General features: G+C 54.6%; 15 protein-coding genes. 14 read left to right on the forward strand and 1 reads right to left on the reverse strand.

The features are described from left to right. The 5 genes from nuoJ (at position 1) to nuoN (ending at position 5,794) form a co-directional block, all read left to right on the forward strand. On the forward strand, positions 1-552 hold the full coding sequence (gene nuoJ, locus LF929_RS06840; protein WP_038905009.1) for an NADH-quinone oxidoreductase subunit J: 552 nt from the start codon (positions 1-3) through the stop codon (positions 550-552). Continuing rightward, positions 549-851, forward strand: a complete 303-nt coding sequence (gene nuoK, locus LF929_RS06845) for an NADH-quinone oxidoreductase subunit NuoK (protein ID WP_012885391.1) — start codon at positions 549-551, stop codon at positions 849-851. The genes nuoJ and nuoK overlap by 4 nt, the downstream gene beginning before the upstream one ends. Continuing rightward, entirely contained in the window at positions 848-2,698 is a 1,851-nt protein-coding gene (gene nuoL / locus LF929_RS06850; RefSeq protein ID WP_226093319.1) for an NADH-quinone oxidoreductase subunit L, read from the forward strand. Before nuoK ends, nuoL begins: the two co-directional genes overlap by 4 nt. Before the next feature lie 96 nt (positions 2,699-2,794). Next, positions 2,795-4,330, forward strand: coding sequence for an NADH-quinone oxidoreductase subunit M (gene nuoM / locus LF929_RS06855; protein WP_038905006.1), 1,536 nt, complete (start codon positions 2,795-2,797; stop codon positions 4,328-4,330). Positions 4,331-4,336: 6 nt separating this feature from the next. Continuing rightward, positions 4,337-5,794, forward strand: coding sequence for an NADH-quinone oxidoreductase subunit NuoN (gene nuoN / locus LF929_RS06860; RefSeq protein WP_012885388.1), 1,458 nt, complete (start codon positions 4,337-4,339; stop codon positions 5,792-5,794). Positions 5,795-6,358: 564 nt separating this feature from the next. Here nuoN and LF929_RS06865 read toward each other — a convergent pair. Then, positions 6,359-7,240 carry a PhzF family phenazine biosynthesis protein gene (locus tag LF929_RS06865; protein WP_226093318.1) on the reverse strand — a complete coding sequence of 294 codons (882 nt, stop codon included), beginning with the start codon at positions 7,238-7,240 and terminating at the stop codon, positions 6,359-6,361. Positions 7,241-7,453: 213 nt separating this feature from the next. On the opposite strand from LF929_RS06865, the gene LF929_RS06870 reads away from it, so the two are divergent. From LF929_RS06870 to hypB, 9 genes are all read left to right on the forward strand, one after another. Next, a complete protein-coding gene (locus tag LF929_RS06870; protein WP_038905004.1) occupies positions 7,454-9,046 on the forward strand; it encodes an ABC-F family ATPase in 1,593 nt (530 codons plus the stop codon). A gap of 588 nt (positions 9,047-9,634) precedes the next feature. After that, a complete protein-coding gene (gene hybO, locus LF929_RS06875) occupies positions 9,635-10,762 on the forward strand; it encodes a hydrogenase 2 small subunit (protein ID WP_071603293.1) in 1,128 nt (375 codons plus the stop codon). Between the two features lie 3 nt (positions 10,763-10,765). Then, the gene (gene hybA, locus LF929_RS06880) at positions 10,766-11,785 is read left to right on the forward strand and encodes a hydrogenase 2 operon protein HybA (RefSeq protein ID WP_012885384.1); all 1,020 of its coding nucleotides are present in this window, start codon (positions 10,766-10,768) and stop codon (positions 11,783-11,785) included. Next, positions 11,772-12,971: a Ni/Fe-hydrogenase cytochrome b subunit gene (gene hybB / locus LF929_RS06885; RefSeq protein WP_038908533.1), complete on the forward strand. Its 1,200-nt coding sequence runs from the start codon at positions 11,772-11,774 to the stop codon at positions 12,969-12,971. Before hybA ends, hybB begins: the two co-directional genes overlap by 14 nt. Further along, the gene (hybC, locus tag LF929_RS06890; RefSeq protein WP_226093317.1) at positions 12,949-14,655 is read left to right on the forward strand and encodes a hydrogenase 2 large subunit; all 1,707 of its coding nucleotides are present in this window, start codon (positions 12,949-12,951) and stop codon (positions 14,653-14,655) included. Before hybB ends, hybC begins: the two co-directional genes overlap by 23 nt. Continuing rightward, positions 14,655-15,155, forward strand: coding sequence for a HyaD/HybD family hydrogenase maturation endopeptidase (locus LF929_RS06895; RefSeq protein ID WP_016941063.1), 501 nt, complete (start codon positions 14,655-14,657; stop codon positions 15,153-15,155). The genes hybC and LF929_RS06895 overlap by 1 nt, the downstream gene beginning before the upstream one ends. Before the next feature lie 46 nt (positions 15,156-15,201). Then, positions 15,202-15,711, forward strand: a complete 510-nt coding sequence (hybE, locus tag LF929_RS06900) for a hydrogenase-2 assembly chaperone (protein ID WP_226093336.1) — start codon at positions 15,202-15,204, stop codon at positions 15,709-15,711. Next, a complete protein-coding gene (gene hypA / locus LF929_RS06905; protein ID WP_012885379.1) occupies positions 15,704-16,048 on the forward strand; it encodes a hydrogenase maturation nickel metallochaperone HypA in 345 nt (114 codons plus the stop codon). Before hybE ends, hypA begins: the two co-directional genes overlap by 8 nt. Positions 16,049-16,118: 70 nt before the next feature. Further along, on the forward strand, positions 16,119-17,303 hold the full coding sequence (gene hypB, locus LF929_RS06910; RefSeq protein WP_226093316.1) for a hydrogenase nickel incorporation protein HypB: 1,185 nt from the start codon (positions 16,119-16,121) through the stop codon (positions 17,301-17,303). Position 17,304 lies beyond the last annotated feature (1 nt).

Consider the following 17,304-nt stretch of genomic DNA (forward strand, 5'->3'; position numbering starts at 1 on the left):
ATGGAATTCGCTTTTTATGCGACTGCGATTATTGCGGTACTGGCAACACTACGTGTCATTACCCATACCAATCCAGTACATGCATTACTTTATCTGATTGTGTCGTTACTGGCGGTTGCCGGTGTGTTCTTCTCGCTAGGCGCGTATTTCGCCGGGGCGCTGGAGATAATTGTATACGCTGGCGCCATCATGGTGCTGTTCGTCTTCGTGGTTATGATGCTGAACCTTGGCAGCTCGGTGGATGAACAGGAAAAGCTGTGGCTGAAGCCCTCTGTGTGGGTGGGGCCGGGTGTGCTTTCTCTGGTGCTGCTGGCGGTGATCATCAAAGGGATCGTCAGCATTACCGATCAGAATATCGCCGGTAATATGGTTGATGCGAAAGCAGTTGGCATCAGTTTGTTCGGACCGTATGTACTGGCGGTCGAGCTGGCGTCGATGCTGTTGCTGGCCGGTTTAGTGGTGGCTTTCCACATTGGCCGTGAAGATAAGCGCGGAGAGCTGATTGCCAAAGATCAGGATGCCGATAAGAAAATAACGGAGGAACGCGCATGATTCCGCTACAACATGGTTTGCTGCTGGCGGCCATCCTCTTTGTGCTGGGGCTGACCGGGCTGGTGATTCGTCGCAATCTGCTGTTTATGCTGATTTGTCTGGAAATCATGATTAATGCTGCGGCGCTGGCTTTTGTGGTTGCAGGAAGCTACTGGGGGCAATCGGATGGTCAGGTGATGTATATCCTGGCTATTACGCTGGCCGCAGCGGAGGCCAGTATTGGTTTGGCGTTGCTGCTTCAGCTGTATCGTCGCCGTCAGACCCTGAATATTGATACTGTCAGTGAGATGCGCGGATGAACTTACTCTACTTAACTATTCTGTTTCCGCTGATCGGATTCCTGTTACTGGCTTTCTCTCGTGGACGCTGGTCGGAAAATGTTTCCGCGACTATCGGTGTGGGGTCGATTGGCCTGGCTGCGCTGGTTACCGGCGGAGTGGTGATGGATTTTCTCAGCCAGCAACAGCCTGGCGGGGTGACCTTCTTCAGTCAGCACCTGTGGAGTTGGATGACGGTAGGCAAGTTCGACATCGGCGTTACGCTGGCGTTGGACGGTCTGTCGTTGACCATGCTGTCGGTGGTGACTGGCGTGGGCTTCTTCATCCATCTGTTTGCTTCCTGGTACATGCGCGGTGAAGAGGGGTATTCCCGCTTCTTTGCCTACACCAACCTGTTCATCGCCAGCATGGTTGTGCTGGTGCTGTCAGATAACCTGTTGCTGATGTACCTCGGCTGGGAAGGGGTAGGGCTGTGCAGTTACCTGCTGATTGGCTTCTACTACACTAACCCGAATAACGGCGCGGCGGCGATGAAAGCCTTCATCGTTACCCGTGTGGGCGACGTGTTCCTGGCGATTGCGCTGTTCATCCTGTATCGCGAATTGGGTACGTTGAACTTCCGTGACCTGATGGTGTTGGCACCGCAGCATTTTGCTGAAGGCTCATCGGCTATCACCTGGGCAACGCTGATGCTGTTGGGTGGCGCGGTAGGTAAATCGGCTCAGTTGCCGTTGCAAACCTGGCTGGCGGATGCGATGGCTGGTCCGACACCGGTTTCCGCGTTGATTCACGCGGCAACCATGGTGACCGCTGGCGTGTATCTGATCGCCCGTACCCACGGCCTGTTCCTGCTGGCACCGGATATATTGCATCTGGTGGCCAATGTGGGTGCTATTACCTTGCTGCTGGCGGGTTTCGCCGCACTGGTACAGACCGACATCAAGCGTGTGTTGGCCTACTCCACCATGAGCCAGATTGGTTATATGTTCCTGGCTCTGGGTGTTCAGGCGTGGGACGCGGCCATCTTCCATCTGATGACGCATGCGTTCTTCAAAGCACTGCTGTTCCTGTCGTCCGGCTCGGTCATTCTGGCCTGCCATCATGAACAAAACATCTTCAAGATGGGTGGCCTGCGTAAGACCATTCCGCTGGTATACGCCTGTTTCCTGGTGGGTGGCGCTGCGCTGTCGGCATTGCCGATGGTAACGGCCGGTTTCTTCAGTAAGGACGAAATCCTGGCTGGTGCCTGGGCCAACGGTCATATCAATCTGGTAGTTGCCGGTCTGGTGGGCGCGTTCATGACGTCGTTGTATACCTTCCGGATGATTTTTATCGTGTTCCATGGTGAAGCAAAAACCAAAGCCCACGCAGGTAAGGGAATCTCCCATCACTTGCCGTTGCTGGTGCTGCTGGTGCTGTCCACCTTCGTTGGCGCTCAGATTGCGCTGCCGCTGCATGGCGTACTGCCCGCTACGACCGAACTTGAACATGGTCAGGTCATGACGCTGGAAATCGCCTCTGGTGTGGTAGCTATCGCCGGTATTTTGCTGGCAGCCGCACTGTGGCTGGGCAAACGCCAGTTGGTGACCAGTGTCGCCAACAGTGCACCGGGTCGCTTCTTTTCTACATGGTGGTTCCATGCCTGGGGATTCGACTGGCTGTACGACAAGGTGTTCGTCAAACCGTATCTGGCCATTGCGACATTGCTGCAGCGTGACCCGCTGAATGCGTTGATGAATATTCCAGCCATTATTACCCGTTGGGGTAACCGTGCGCTGGTCGTCAGCGAAAACGGGCAGGTGCGCTGGTATGCCGCTTCAATGGGCATCGGCGCTGTGGTGGTACTGGCGCTGCTGTTGCTGGTTTAAGCGATGCGGTAATGCAGAGGGGCGGGGCACATAACATTGCGTGGCCCCGCAGGCAGCAAGTTTTTCGTTTTCTTTAATTTAGGGACACAAAACGCCATGCTACTACCTTGGCTGATTCTTATCCCCTTTATCGGCGGCCTGCTGTGCTGGCAGCTCGAGCGTTTCGGCACGCGTGTGCCGCGCTGGATCGCGCTGATCTCAATGGGGTTAACACTGGCGCTGTCATTGCAGTTGTGGCTGCAAGGCGGCTTTTCGCTGGCGACACCGACGGGCATTCCGCAGTGGCAGTCGGAGTTCATCCTGAACTGGATACCGCGTTTCGGTATCTCTATTCACCTGGCGCTTGATGGTCTGTCATTGTTGATGGTCGTGCTGACCGGCCTGCTGGGTGTGCTGGCGATCCTCTGTTCCTGGCGTGAGATTCAACGCTATCAGGGCTTTTTCCACCTGAACTTGCTGTGGATCCTCGGCGGTGTGATTGGTGTCTTCCTGGCCATCGACATGTTCCTGTTCTTCTTCTTCTGGGAAATGATGTTGGTGCCGATGTACTTCCTGATCGCGCTGTGGGGGCACAAAGGGTCTGACGGTAAAACGCGTATCGCCGCTGCGACTAAATTCTTTATTTATACGCAGGCGAGTGGTCTGGTGATGCTGATAGCCATTCTGGCGTTGGTGTTCGTTCATCATAACGCCACTGGCGAATGGACCTTTGACTATTCCCGTCTGCTGAAGACCCCGATGTCTTATGGGCTGGAATACGCACTGATGCTGGGTTTCTTCATCGCTTTCGCGGTGAAAATGCCGGTAGTACCGTTGCATGGTTGGCTGCCCGATGCGCACAGCCAGGCACCGACCGCAGGTTCCGTTGACCTGGCAGGTATTCTGCTGAAAACGGCGGCTTACGGTTTATTGCGATTCAGCCTGCCGCTGTTCCCGAATGCTTCCCATGATTTTGCGCCTATCGCGATGTGGTTGGGGATTATCGGTATTTTCTACGGCGCCTGGATGGCTTTCAAACAAACCGATATCAAACGCCTTATTGCCTATACCTCGGTATCGCACATGGGCTTTGTGATGATTGCCATCTACTCCGGCAGTCAACTGGCTTATCAGGGTGCGGTGGTGCAGATGATTGCACACGGCCTGTCAGCAGCGGGTCTGTTCATTATCTGTGGTCAGATGTATGAACGTCTGCACACGCGCGATCTGCGTCAGATGGGCGGATTGTGGGGCCGTATTCGTTACTTGCCTGCACTGTCGCTGTTCTTTGCAGTGGCTACCCTTGGGATGCCGGGTACCGGTAACTTTGTTGGCGAATTCATGATCCTGTTCGGCAGCTACCCTGTCGTGCCGGTGATTACGGTGATTTCAACGTTTGGTCTGGTGTTTGCTTCTGTGTATTCGCTGGTGATGATGCAACGTGCATTCTACGGTGCCCCTAAATCGGATGAGCCGCTGCAGGGTATGACCGCACGTGAACTGTCACTCATTCTGCTGCTGGTGGTACTGCTGGTGCTGTTGGGTGTTTATCCGCAGCCGATTCTGGACACGTCCAGTGCGGCGATGGCGAATATCCAGCACTGGTTTACGTCATCGGTTCAGAGTTCAACAATTTCAACGACAGGGCTGTAATTCGCCATGACAATAACTCCTCAACAACTGATCGCGATGTCGCCACTGTTAATCGTCGGATTGACAGTTGTGGTTGTGATGCTGTGCATTGCGTGGCGACGCAACCATTTTATCAACGCAACGCTGACGGTCATCGGCCTGAACATTGCGCTGTTGTCGCTGTATCTGGTCGGCCAGGTTGGGCCGACTGACGTGACTCCGCTTATCCGGGTCGATGGTTTCTCGATGTTCTATACCGGTCTGGTGTTGGCAGCGAGCCTGGCGACCAGTACCTTTGCGTACCCGTGGCTGGAAGGTTTCCCGGATAATAAAGACGAGTTCTACCTGATGGTGCTGATTGCGGCGCTGGGCGGTATTCTGCTGGCGAGCGCAAACCATCTGGCCGCGTTCTTCATCGGTATCGAGCTTATCTCCCTGCCGTTGTTCGGTATGGTGGGGTATGCCTTCCGTCAGAAGCGTTCGCTGGAAGCGGCTATCAAGTACATGCTGCTGTCTGCCGCTGCATCTTCATTCCTGCTGTTTGGTATGGCGCTGGTGTATGCCGATTCCGGCAGCCTGAGCTTCGCCAGTCTTGGCAAGAGCCTCGGTGATCACCAACTGCACGCACCGTTGCTGCTGGCTGGTCTGGGTATGATGCTGGTCGGTCTGGGCTTCAAGCTGTCGCTGGTACCGTTCCATCTGTGGACTCCCGATGTTTATCAGGGTGCTCCGGCACCGGTGTCGACCTTCCTGGCGACCGCCAGTAAAATCGCTATCTTTGGTGCGGTAATGCGTTTGTTCTTGTACGCACCGCTGGTTGATAGCGAGTCGGTACGCACTACGCTGGGTATCATTGCTTTCGCATCGATCCTGTTTGGTAACCTGATGGCGGTGGCGCAGAGCAACATCAAGCGTCTGCTGGGGTACTCCTCCATTGCGCACCTGGGGTATCTGCTGGTGGCGTTGATTGCTGTGCAGACGCATCAACTGGCACTGGAAACTATCGGTGTGTATCTGGCGGGTTACCTGTTCAGTAGTCTGGGCGCGTTTGGTGTGGTCAGCCTGATGTCCAGCCCGTACCGTGGTCCGGATGCGGATTCACTGTTCTCTTACCGTGGGTTGTTCTGGCACAAGCCGATTCTGTCTGCGGTGATGACGGTGATGATGCTGTCACTGGCCGGTATTCCGATGACGCTGGGCTTCTTCGGTAAATTCTATGTTCTGGCGGTAGGCGTTAACGCGCACCTGTGGTGGTTGAGTGCCGCTGTCGTAGTAGGCAGTGCCATCGGTCTGTATTACTATCTGCGCGTACTGATCAGTTTGTATCTGAGCGCACCACAGACCCTGAACCGCGACACGCCAAACAACTGGGCGTTGACCGCAGGCGGTGTTGTCGTGCTGATTTCATCGGTGCTGGTGTTGCTGCTGGGTCTTTACCCGCAGCCGCTGATTTCGCTGGTGCAACTGGCGCAGCCACTGATGTAATCCTACTTTCTGTAATACTGAAAGCCGCGCATGTCGCGGCTTTTTTTTACGCTGAGCATCAGGCAAAGGCAGAAGAACGTGGATGACAGATAGAGCGAATGCGCTGGCGTAAGATAAGAACGTAAAACCGGATGACTATGCTGGAGACTAAAATCAGAAAGGGTTTGAGGAAAACTAAAACCAGAAAGGAAATCGAGAATACGGCAAGGGAAACACCAGGAAGGGATAAAAACTAAAGCCGCCTGATCGAAGTGGGCGGCTTTTAGTCTGCGGCGTTCATCTTAAAACGGGCTGATGATGGAACCGATACGTTCGCAGTAGCTAACGTAGATGTCGCCGAGTTTTTTGAAGAAGCTGATGAATGCGTTCATGTGGTATCTCCATTGTTGTCGTTGGTGTTTTGTGTGATGTTCATCACGGTTTTGATAATAATGGATAAGAAACGGCATTTCAACTTTTTCGTGATAAAAGTCACATTATTTTTACGAGTGTCGTGTGTGACCGTGAATGACGAGCCGCCAGCGGCAGGCTCGTCGTCAGATGGGTAACATCAGAAAGCGCGCATCAGAGGGTGAGGTGCCCGTCAATCAAGGTGGTGCTGTAACCGCCAATCCACGGTTGACCATCAATGTAGGAAACGGTAACCCGGCCATCGCGGTACAGCATGGTGCCCTGACGTACACGATAACCAAGCCGATGGTCTGCCTGTTCCGGTAACGGGCTGTGCTGAATTACGCGGGCAATACAGGCGTTGGCGCTACCGGTTACCGGGTCTTCCACCACGGCATCATTCAGCATAAAGAAGGCGCGCACTTCATAGTCCGTGGGCGTGCTATCGTCATGTGGTCCATAGATTGCCACGCCATTGGTCTGGGCGAGTTGCTGCAAGCGTTGCAGATGGGCCGCGTCCGGACGGGCATTCAGGCAGGCTCGTGCACTTTCCATTCGTACCGTCAGCCAGCGTATCCCCATATGGACATTGATCGGGCGATGATCCGGATGGCGTAAATGGCTACCGATGGCGGCGTCGAGTAACGCGTTATGGTGAGGGTCGAGTTCGGTCATGGTGACCTCTGGCGCACGAAACGCCAGCTGACCGTCATTGCCTATCGCAACCGGTACCAGACCAACGCCACACTGCTGGATAAGCTGATGCGGGACATGTGGCGTCAGGCCCGACTCCAATAGCGCGTGCGCGGTGCCAAGCGTAGGGTGGCCCGCGAAGGGCAGCTCGTCTTGTGGGGTGAATATTCGTACCCGATAATCAGCCACCGGGTTATCCGGTGCCAGCACAAACGTGGTTTCCGATAAGTTAGTCCAGCGGGCAATCGCTTGCATTTGCTCGTCGCTAAGCCCATCGGCATCCAGAATGACGGCGAGCGGATTGCCTGTAGTGGGGTGCTGACTGAATACATCGACCTGTTTGAAACGGCGTGATGACGGCATCTGATTTTTCCTTTTGCAAGCTGGCTCAGCGTTCATTATGTATGCCCGGTTACGCGCTGTCGTGCCTCTTTTCGATGAGTACCCGCTCAGCCTGGCACAGATGACGACCTGTCACCCTCCATCTGATTAAAAAATGTGCTTCAATCGCCGGGATTCTGGGTCTTGCTTGTGGCATAATGCGCGCCAAATCACATTCCGAATCGAGTAAGTGCTGTGCTGGTAACCAATAATATTACGATGCAATTCGGCAGTAAGCCGTTGTTTGAAAACATTTCTGTCAAATTTGGCGGCGGTAATCGCTATGGTCTGATCGGCGCCAATGGGTGTGGCAAATCGACATTTATGAAGATCCTCGGCGGCGATCTGGCACCGAGTGCGGGTAACATCGCGATTGATCCGAATGAGCGGATCGGTAAATTGCGTCAGGATCAGTTCGCGTTTGAACAATATACCGTGCTGGATACGGTAATCATGGGTCACGTCGAGCTGTGGGAAGTGAAGGAAGAGCGTGACCGTATCTATGCGCTGAGCGAAATGAGCGAGGAAGACGGTTACCGGGTGGCCGATCTGGAAGTCAAATACGGCGAAATGGATGGCTACAGTGCCGAGTCACGTGCTGGTGAACTGCTGTTGGGCGTGGGTATTCCGCTGGAGCAGCACTATGGGCCGATGAGCGAAGTCGCACCGGGCTGGAAACTGCGTGTGTTGCTGGCGCAAGCACTGTTTTCCAACCCAGATATTCTGTTACTGGACGAACCGACCAACAACCTGGATATTGACACCATCCGCTGGCTGGAGCAGGTGCTGAACGAACGTGATAGCACCATGATCATCATTTCCCATGACCGTCACTTCCTGAATATGGTGTGCACCCACATGGCGGACCTGGATTATGGCGAACTGCGCATTTATCCGGGCAATTACGATGAGTATATGACCGCGGCAACGCAGGCGCGTGAACGTCTGCTTTCGGATAACGCTAAGAAGAAAGCGCAGATTGCCGAGTTGCAGTCGTTTGTCAGCCGTTTTAGCGCTAACGCGTCCAAGTCACGTCAGGCAACATCCCGTGCGCGCCAGATAGAAAAAATCCAGTTGGAAGAGGTGAAAGCCTCCAGCCGTCAAAACCCCTTTATTCGTTTCGAGCAGGATAAGAAACTGTTCCGTAACGCGCTGGAAATCGACAGCCTGACCAAGGGGTTTGATAATGGGCCGCTGTTCAGCCAGCTAAAAATGTTGGTGGAAGTCGGGGAAAAAGTAGCGATTCTGGGTACCAACGGGATCGGTAAATCTACCTTGCTGAAAACACTGGTGGGTGAACTGGAGCCGGAATCCGGCCTGGTGAAGTGGTCGGAAAACGCGCGTATTGGCTATTATGCACAGGATCATGAGTACGAGTTTGACGATGAACTGACGGTATTTGACTGGATGAGTCAGTGGAAGCAAGAAAACGATGACGAGCAGGCGGTACGCAGCGTGCTGGGTCGTCTGTTGTTTTCTCAGGACGATATCCGTAAAAAAGTCAAAGTGCTGTCCGGAGGGGAAAAAGGGCGGATGCTGTTCGGCAAGCTGATGATGCAAAAACCGAACATTTTGGTGATGGACGAACCGACCAACCACCTGGATATGGAATCCATCGAGTCGCTAAATATGGCGCTGGAGCTCTATCAGGGAACGTTGCTGTTCGTGTCGCATGACCGTGAATTCGTCAGCTCACTGGCTACCCGCATTATTGAGATCATGCCAGGTAAAGTGGTTGATTTCAGTGGCAACTACGAAGACTACCTACGCAGTCGCGGAATAGAATAACATTCAGCGTATTGAAGAAAAGCAGCCATTACCGGCTGCTTTTTTTATTGCGCGAAATGTTAAAACACCGCATCGTAGAATCACGATGGCGGTGAGATAATCAAAATCCTGAATAAAAAACCACCACAGGGCACACTTTTATCTTTGCGACTGGCAGCAATATTATCCTGCAATTACACTTTTAAAAGTAAAATAGCTAAAGTAACCGATTGAAGCGAAAGTGAGTGATAAAGATAAATCAATAATTAAAGAATAAAATCAAATAAAGGTATGATTTAATAAAACCGTTTAAAATCAATATCATGACAATTTTATTATAACTGATATAAGGCGTAGTTAAATCGATTAAGCAATTCTGGATCACAAAAAAATATGTGTTTGTCACGCATTGAGATATTTTCTCATTTAATCTCAGTCCGATGCTTTTAAAAAAGGAATGTCGCGAAGAACTTCACAGAAGACGCATAAATAGAATGGTTATTCCCCAGCCGATTGATAGAGATCAAGTCGGTGACGTTATTCTCCTCATTATTCTATGCCGACACGGAAATGTGTTACTCCGACTTGGCTACAGGAGAATAATAAAGAATGAATGGGGAAAATATGATGCTTTCCCATCACGGTATCAATCGCCGTGATTTTATGAAGCTATGTGCAGCACTTGCCGCCACCATGGGGTTAAAAGAGGCCGCTGCCGCAGAGATGGCACAGTCACTGACGTCTCCCCAGCGTCCGCCGGTGATCTGGATTGGCGCTCAGGAATGTACCGGGTGTACCGAATCCCTGTTACGTGCTACCCACCCGACCATTGAAAATCTGCTACTAAATACCATTTCGCTGGAATACCACGAAGTCCTCTCTGCCGCGTTTGGCGAACAGGCTGAGGAGAACAAGCACCGGGCTATCGAACAGTACAAAGGTAAATATGTTCTGGTGGTAGACGGTTCCATCCCGCTGAAAGATGGCGGCATCTATTGCATGGTGGCCGGGAAGCCGATTGTCGAGCATATTCGCGCCGCCGCTGAGCATGCTGCTGCTATCGTCGCTATTGGGTCTTGTTCTGCCTGGGGCGGGGTACCTGCCAGCGGCTCCAACCCAACGGGAGCCGCCAGCTTGCAAGCGGTGCTGCCGGGTAAAACCGTCATCAACATTCCCGGTTGTCCACCCAACCCGCACAACTTCCTGGCGACCGTGGCACACATCATTACCTATCAGCGTGCGCCCGCACTCGACAGCCAGAATCGTCCGACCTTCGCTTATGCCCGCCTGATTCACGAGAACTGCGAACGTCGTCCGCATTTCGACGCGGGTCGCTTTGCCAAAGAGTTTGGCGATGAAGGGCATCGGCAGGGATGGTGCCTCTATCATCTTGGTTGCAAGGGGCCGGAAACGTACGGCAACTGCCCGACGCTGGAGTTTTGTGACGTGGGCGGCGGCATTTGGCCGGTGGGGATCGGGCATCCATGCTACGGCTGCAACGAGCAGGGCATCGGTTTTACCAAGGGTATTTTCCAACTGGCGAATGTGGAAAATCCGACGCCACGTGTTGAAAAACCGTCGGTGACCAGCCCGGAAGGCGGCAACAGCTCCGCTACCGCGACAGGGCTTATCGGCGGCGTGCTGGGGGCGGTAGCCGGTGTGAGCCTGATGGCAGTACGCGAATTGGGTCGGCAGCAGAAACAGCAGGACGCCGGCAACGCATCCCGGGAGGGTTAAGCCGTGAACAGACGCAATTTTTTCAAGCTGGCGTCCGCGGGAGCATTGCTGGCGGGGACGCCGCTTGCCAGTCAGGCGCAGGCCACCAACCGGCCGCCAATTCCTGGCGCGCTTGGCATGCTGTACGACTCGACGCTGTGTGTGGGCTGTCAGGCATGTGTAAGCAAGTGCCAACAGGTCAACAAGCTGGAGTATAAACCGGATAGCACGGTCTATTCCGGTGGTGCGGCGACCTGGTCCAACAATGACAAGCTCAGCCCTTATACCAACAACATCATTCAGGTGTGGCGTAGCGGCGACGGCAAGAACAAAGATCAGGAAAAAGACGGTTACGCCTACATCAAGAAGCAGTGCATGCACTGCGTCGATCCCAACTGTGTGTCGGTGTGTCCGGTATCGGCGTTGAAAAAAGACCCGAAAACCGGCGTGGTGCATTACGACGCCAGCATCTGTACCGGGTGTCGTTATTGCATGGTGGCGTGCCCGTTCGATGTGCCGAAGTACGACTATGAAAATCCGCTTGGCAAAATCCACAAATGCGAGCTGTGCAACCAGCCTGAGCTGGCCAGACTCGACAAAGGCGGCATGCCGGGGTGTGTGGAAGTCTGCCCGACGGGTGCGGTGATTTATGGTACCCGTGAGCAACTGCTGGAGGAAGCAAAACGTCGACTGGCGCTGAAACCGGGTGATGAATACGCCTATCCACGCCAGACGTTGGACAGGAAAGACACCTACCAGCACACCGTGCCACGCTACGAACGCTATGTCTATGGCGAGAAGGAAGCGGGCGGGACGCAGGTGCTGGTGTTGTCTGGGGTGCCGTACTCAAATCTGGAAATGCCCGCGTTGGATTCGCTGTCTACCGGTGCACGCTCAGAGCACATCCAGCACACGCTGTACAAAGGTATGGTGTTACCGCTGGCGGTACTGGCTGGGTTATCCGTACTGGTGCATCGCAATACCCGTGCTGAGCGCGAGGAGACGCACGACGACTCACAGGAGAAACCTCATGACGGCGCATAAAGCAAGTCCGTTGGGTGGTCGGCTGGTGAGCTGGCCGGTGATGCTGCTGGCCCCGCTGGTGGCGATTTGCGCGATCCTCATCGTGAAACGTCTGTTTCTGGGGATAGGCTCCGTTGCCGATCTTAACGGCGGCTACCCGTGGGGGATCTGGATCGCGTTTGACCTGTTGGTCGGTACCGGTTTTGCCTGCGGCGGTTGGGCGTTGGCCTGGGCGGTGTATGTATTCAACCGTGGCGAATACCACCCGTTAGTACGTCCGGCGCTACTCGCCAGCCTGTTTGGTTATTCGCTGGGTGGATTGTCAATCACCATCGACGTCGGCCGTTACTGGAACCTGCCGTACTTTTATATCCCCGGTTATTTCAATACCAACTCGGTACTGTTTGAAACCGCCGTGTGTATGACTATCTACATCGGGGTGATGGCGCTGGAGTTCGCGCCAGTCGTACTGGAACGCTTCGGCTGGAAGGTGTCGCTGAAACGACTCAACAAGGTGATGTTCTTCATCATTGCGTTGGGGGCGTTACTGCCGACGATGCACCAGTCATCGATGGGATCGCTGATGATTTCCGCCGGTTATAAAGTGCATCCGCTATGGCAAAGCTATGAACTGTTGCCGCTGCTGTCGCTGCTGACCGCGTTCATCATGGGCTTTTCGATCGTGATTTTCGAAGGCTCGATGGTACAAGCTGGGCTGAAAGGGCGTGGCCCGGACGAACAGGCGTTGTTCCGCAAACTGACCGGGCTTGCCCATGTGCTGGTGCTGCTGTTTGTGGTGCTGCGCTTCGGTGAAATCATCTGGCACCAGAAAACCGCATTGTTGTTCGCTGGTGACCGGTTTGCTGTCATGTTCTGGTGTGAAGCCGCGTTGATGGTCTTGCCGCTGGTACTGCTGCGCTTGAAACGCTGCCGTCAGGATGCCCGCTGGCTGTTCGTCAGTGCGCTTAGCATGCTGTTTGGCGCGGCCCTGTGGCGACTGAGCTATTCGCTGCTGGCGTTCAACCCCGGCAACGGCTACCACTACTTTCCTAAAGCGCAGGAGATCCTGATTTCCATTGGCTTCGTCGCCATTGAGGTCTGCGCCTACATCTTGTTAATCCGCCTGCTGCCGGTACTGCCCGCGCTGAAAGGCGAACATACGCATCATCAGGCTGAGGTAAAGCATGAGCCAACGCATCACCATTGATCCCATTACCCGTATCGAAGGGCATCTGCGCATTGATTGCGAAATTGAAAACGGCAAGGTCACCAAAGCCTGGTCATCCGGCACGATGTGGCGTGGCATGGAAGAGATTGTCAAAGGGCGTGACCCGCGTGATGCCTGGATGATCGTGCAGCGTATCTGCGGCGTGTGCACCACCGTGCATGCTATCGCCTCCGTGCGTGCGGTAGAGAACGGGCTTGGCCTGAATGTGCCGGTCAACGCCCAGTACATCCGCAACCTGATTCTGGCCGCGCACAGTATCCATGACCATATTGTACATTTCTACCAGTTGTCGGCACTTGACTGGGTGGATGTGACCTCCGCGTTGAAAGCCGATCCGCAGAAAGCGGCGACGCTGCTCAACGGGTTATCCACGTGGCCGCTGAATACCGCGGCCGAGTTCACCAAAGTGCAGCAGAAGCTCAAAGATCTGGTTGCCAGCGGTCAGTTGGGTATTTTCGCCAACGGCTACTGGGGCCACCCGGCGATGTCGTTGCCGCCGGAAGTGAACCTGATTGCCGTCGCTCACTATCTGCAGGCGCTGGAGTGCCAGCGTGATGCTAACCGTATCGTGGCGATCCTGGGCGGTAAATCGCCACATATTCAAAACCTGGCGGTTGGTGGTGTGGCTAACCCAATCAACCTGGATGCCCCGAGCGTACTCAATCTGGAACGGTTGATGTATGTGAAGAGCTTCATCGACCGGTTGGGTGATTTTATCGAGCAGGTCTACAAAGTGGACTGCGCGGTGATTGCTGCCCATTACCCGCAGTGGCTGACGCTGGGGCGCGGTGCCGATCATTACCTGAGCGTGCCGGAACTGCCGACTGACAACAAGAATGGCAGCTTCCTGCTGGCGGGTGGGTATATCGAAAACAGCGATTTGTCGACGTACCGACCGATCACCAGCCACAGCGATAAGTTCCTGATAGACGGTATCCGTGAGAGCGGTAAACACGCCTGGTATCAGGACGATCAGCCGTTGGCACCGTGGGAAGGGCTGACCCGACCGAAGTACACCGGCTGGCATGAAGACGGCAAATACTCCTGGGTGAAATCGCCGACTTTCTACGGCAAAACCGTGGAAGTGGGGCCGCTGGCCTGGTTGCTGTGCGGCCTGGCTGCGAAGCATAAAGACACGTTGACCCATTTCTCTCAGGTTAAAGCCGCTTATCAGACGCTCAGTGGACACCAACTGGAAGAGAAACATCTGCACTCGACGTTGGGTCGGGTGATTGGTCGCACAGTACATTGCTGCGTACTGAAAGATACGCTGGCGCAGCAATGGCAGGCGCTGGTGGACAACATCGGTAAAGGCGATCATCAGACCTTCATCAAACCGGACTTTTCACCCGATACCGAGTTTCACGGTGTGGGCTTCGGGGAAATGCCGCGCGGCATGCTGTCGCACTGGGTGGTGTTTAAAAATGGCAAAATCACTAATTATCAGGCGGTAGTGCCGTCAACCTGGACATCCTGCCCACGTAACAGTGAAGACAAGCCCGGCCCGTACGAACAATCGCTGGTCGGTACACCGGTGGCGGACCCGCATAAGCCGTTGGAAGTGGTACGTACCATCCACTCCTTCGACCCTTGTATGTCTTGTGCGGTGCACGTAGTGGATACCGTGAATGGCAATGAAGTGACGCGGGTGAAGGTGCTGTGATGAATATACTGGTGTTGGGGATCGGCAATATTTTGCTGAGTGATGAAGGGGTTGGGGTGCGTCTGGTGGAACAACTGGAGCAGTGCTTTGACTGCACACCCGCCATTGATGTGGTGGACGGTGGCACCTGCGGCATGGAGCTGATGGAATACATGGCCGGGCGTGATCACCTGATCGTTGCCGATGCGGTATTGACCGGCAAGGCACCGGGCAGTGTGACGGTGCTGCGTGACCGTGAAGTCCCGGCGTTGTTTACCCGCAAGATCTCCCCGCACCAGTTAGGTCTGGCTGATGTGCTGATGGCGTTGCAATTGACCGGTGAATTTCCCCGCCAACTGACACTGGTTGGCGTGGAGCCGGAAGCGCTCGATTCCGGTATCGGCTTGTCCGATACCGTGACCCGGGCGCTGGAGCCTGCGTTACAGCACATTATCGTCGCGCTGCGTCAAAGTGGCGTGACGGTGACGGAGAAAACCGCGCAGGAGGTGTGTGGTGACTGATATTTTTTCTGCTTCGCCACACGACGGCGGTAATAATCCGTCAGTAATACCCGATGAGCGCAAAGAATTGGTGTGGATTGCGGGGCATGATCAGAGTCCGGTGGCCTGGCTGGAAGCCGAGTTCAACCGTATTGCGCAAGAATGCATGCGGTTGTTACCGTTTTATCGTGACGGTATTCCGGTGCGGGCCTGTGGATTTACCCTGTTTGAACAGCAGTGGTTCGGTTGCCTGTTGACGCCGTGGATGTTGAGTCTGCTGGTGCTGCCGGGGCCGGGGCAACAGTGGCCCCGACGTGATCTGTCCACCCGACTGGCATTAGCGCTGCCGTGCGGCAGCATGAAGTTTGTGGTCAGTGAAAGTGATGACGGACAGCAGTATCTGTCTTGTTCACTGATGTCGCCGCTGGACTCGGCACTCGGTGCGGAACAGGCTTTACAGTTGGCACAGCAAAGCGCACGTATGGCGCTGTCATTGCCGGTGCAGGATGCCGATGCACCAGAGAACCTGAGTCGCCGCGCGCTGTTCAGCCGTTATCGGAGTCAGCGGCATGCATGAAGTGTCCTTGTGCTACAACGCACTGGAGTTGATTGAACAGCAGGCGCGTCAACATGGCGCTCGCCGGGTTACCGGCGTCTGGTTGGAAATCGGCGCGCTGTCTTGCATTGAAGAAAGTGCGTTGCAGTTCTGCTTTGAGTCGGTCTGCCGTGAAACCATGGCGGAAGGCTGCCAGTTGCATGTGTCGGTGCGTCCGGCACAGGCCTGGTGCTGGGAGTGTAGCCAGCCAGTGGAAGTGACCCACCACGACAGCGGCTGTCCGCATTGCGGCAGCCATAGTCTGCGAGTTGAAAGCGGAGGCGATAGCCTGCAACTCAAGCAACTGGCGGTTGAATAAAACACGCTACGTTTTCAACGCGACCTGTCATCAGTAGAAAACGGTCTGGTTGACCGGAGGAGTCGTATCAATGTGTACCACATGCGGTTGTGGCGAAGGAGAACGCCGGATAGAGGGCGATGAACCTGCGCATTCACACCACCATCCCCATACGCACGATCACCACCACGAACATAGCCACAGTCATGATCATGCGCATTCGCATCCTCACCATCATGACCACGATCACGGGCATGATCATCATCATGATGACGTAGCGCCCGCGCCCAGTGTGATTATTCATCATCACCATTACTATTATCACCACGGCGACGTACACCATCATTATCATGGCGCATCACGTCCGCTGGCCGTGCGTCACGCGCATGAGCATCATGCCCATACGCACGATTCGCATGACCACCATGATCACGACCACCATGAGCATGCTCATCATGGCCATGACCATCACGCACATTCACACGAACACCATCAGCAGGAAGAACGGTTCCAGCCGGTAGAGCAGGAAAATCATCTGCACTATGGGCAGGGCGCGGCAGGTACCCATGCGCCGGGTGTCGGTCAGCAACGACTGCTACAGATAGAAATGGATGTGCTGAGTAAAAACAACCAACTGGCGGCGCATAACCGCGAGCATTTCGACGCCGACCAGATTCTGGCGTTGAATCTGGTGTCCAGCCCCGGTTCCGGGAAAACCACGCTGCTGACCAATACCTTGCACTTGCTGCGTGAGCGCGTGCCGTGCGCGGTGATCGAAGGCGACCAGCAAACCACGAACGATGCCGAACGTATTCGGGCCACCGGCGTACCCGCGATTCAGGTTAATACCGGCAAAGGCTGTCATCTGGATGCGCAGATGGTGCATGACGCCATGCACCGACTGCAACTGCCAAATCAGAGCCTGCTGTTTATCGAAAACGTTGGCAACCTGGTGTGTCCGGCTGGTTTCGATTTGGGGGAACGGCACAAAATCGCGGTCTTGTCAGTCACCGAAGGCGAAGACAAACCGCTTAAGTATCCGCATATGTTTGCCGCTGCATCGCTGATGATCATCAACAAGATCGATCTGTTGCCGTATCTGGATTTCGATCTCGACGCTTGTGTTGCTAACGCACGTCGCGTTAATCCGCAGATCGAGGTAATTGCGTTGTCTGCGCGTACTGGTGAAGGGATGGAAGCCTGGCTGGCCTGGCTGGACGCCCAGCTTTTGGGGGCGCAAACGCCGTCACAACCGTCACTGCTGTCAGGAGTCTAAC

Source organism: Dickeya oryzae, assembly GCF_020406815.2.
GTDB classification, from domain to species: domain Bacteria; phylum Pseudomonadota; class Gammaproteobacteria; order Enterobacterales; family Enterobacteriaceae; genus Dickeya; species Dickeya oryzae.